A 1880-nucleotide genomic window follows, 5' to 3' on the forward strand; every position below is an offset into this window, starting at 1 on the left:
CTCCCCGCCACGAGCCTGTGCGACCTCGTGGCGGGGAGGGCGGCGCCGTCATGCCCGGACGTCGAGAACAATGGTGTGATGAGCGACCTTCTGACGCTGAGCGAGGGCGCGGTGCTGACGCACCTCGTCACCCGGGCCGAGCTGGCGAGCGGGGTGCTGCCGGCCTCCGACGACCTGCGGCTGTGGGCGCGGCTGGCCGACGGCGACGGGGTGCCGCTTGCCGGGGGCGGCCGGGTGCTGACCTCCCTCGACACCGGAGAGCCCGTCCTGACCGGCCCCGAGGGCTGGCTGGCCCACCTGGAACCTGAGCAGGTGATCGCGCTGCGCCTGCGCGACGGCGTCCTGGAGCTGTCGGCCGTCGAGCTGGACGACGTTCCGGCGGAGCGGGTGATGCGGGTCGTCCAGGAGTTCGGGGAGCAGGCCCTCGACGCGCTGCGCGCCTTCGCGGAAGGGCTGGAGCCCAGTCCGGGCGTGCCGGTCGACGTGGTGGTCCTGGAGCTGCTGATGAAGGCTCCGGAGACCTTCGCCGACCCGCTGCCGCCGCTCTCCCCGCTGCTGCGCAACGCCTCGCTGGAGGTGCACGCCGGCAGGGTGGGCATCGTGGGCGCGCCGTGGGACACGGCGTCGGTCGCCGACCTGGCGCCGCTGGACATCATCAGGCTGGCCCTGGTGCGCAGCGCGCTGCGCACCTACGGCGAGGGCGCCGACCTCTCCAAGGCCGTCACCTACCTGTCCCGCTCCGAGACGGTGCTGGCGAGGATCGCCGACGAGGTGGAGCGCGAGCCGCTCGGCCCGGCGCCGGCCTCGGCACTGCCCCGCACCGAACCGGCCGCGCTGCTGCTGATCGCCAGGTCGGCCGAGGGCGAGGGCCGCTCGTTCGAGGCGTCCGGGCTGATCTCCGAGGTGCTCTCCCTCTCCCCCGGCCTGGCTCCGGCCGTGCGCGACGCGGCCGAGTACGCCGCGTGCCGCACCGACCCGGGCGCCCCGCTGCCCGAGCGCGCCGCGCACCTGTACCGGCAGCTGCTCGCGTACGCCTATCGCCCGGCCCGCAGGCGGCTGATCGAGGACCTGGTCGCGCTGAGCGTCCGGGTGGCCGAGCCCGCCCTGGCGGACCTGGCCCTGTTCGAGAACGACGTGGTCGGCGAGTTCCTGGACGCGCGCGCCGAGTGGCTGCGCGACGACGAGGTGGGGCTGCTGGAGTCGTGGCGGCGGACGCCGCTGCGCCTGTGGGAGGTCCTCGACGTCTCCGGGGACGAGATCACCGTGGCCGCCGCCGGAGGCGGGGACGGCGACGGGGGGCGGGTGACGCTGGCCGACGAGCTGCTCTCCGGGCAGGCGCTGCCGGGAGACCTGATGCTGACCCGGCTGCTGAGCGACGGGGCGGGCCCGCACGTGTTCGGCCACCCGTTCAAGGTCGCCCCAGAGCGGAGGCAGGAGATGCTGGACCTGCTCACCGACCCCGTCGACCCCTACGCGGTGGCCGCCTTCTTCAGGCGCCTCGGCCGGGCCCCCGGCGCGGCGGGCGAGGACTCCGGGCGCTGAGAGGCCGGCCCTCCCCCGCCGGGCACATAGGCTCCCTTATGTCGGTGATTAAGCAAAAGAAAATCACCGACAGGCATAATGGAGCAGGCGGAGGGCGTAAGTCGCTTTGACGTGGCGGAAACAAGGAGTGTTGACTGTGCGCATGCTTAGCGAAGCGAACGGCTCGATCGCCGGCGCGGGGGCGCTTCTGAACATCATGCGCGACGGCCGGGCCAGGACGCGGGCCGAACTGATCCAGCTGACCGGGCTGGCCAGGTCCACGCTGGCCCAGCGCCTCGACGCGCTGCTGAGCCGGCAGTGGATCGTGCCGACCGAGGAGGCCATCTCCTCGGGAGGCC

The 1880-nt window shown here is 73.7% G+C and carries 1 protein-coding gene and 1 pseudogene; both read left to right on the plus strand.

Annotation, left to right across the window (positions count from 1 at the left end; translation table 11 throughout):
• Positions 1-1542 (plus strand): hypothetical protein (locus tag ABZ260_RS50595; RefSeq protein ID WP_355632999.1); only part of this gene is annotated, 1542 nt, incomplete at its 5' end.
• A 142-nt stretch (positions 1543-1684) separates the two neighbouring features.
• Positions 1685-1880, plus strand: a pseudogene (locus ABZ260_RS50600) (sugar kinase); the annotation flags it as partial.

The organism is Streptosporangium sp. NPDC006013, assembly GCF_040614275.1.
Classification (GTDB): domain Bacteria; phylum Actinomycetota; class Actinomycetes; order Streptosporangiales; family Streptosporangiaceae; genus Streptosporangium.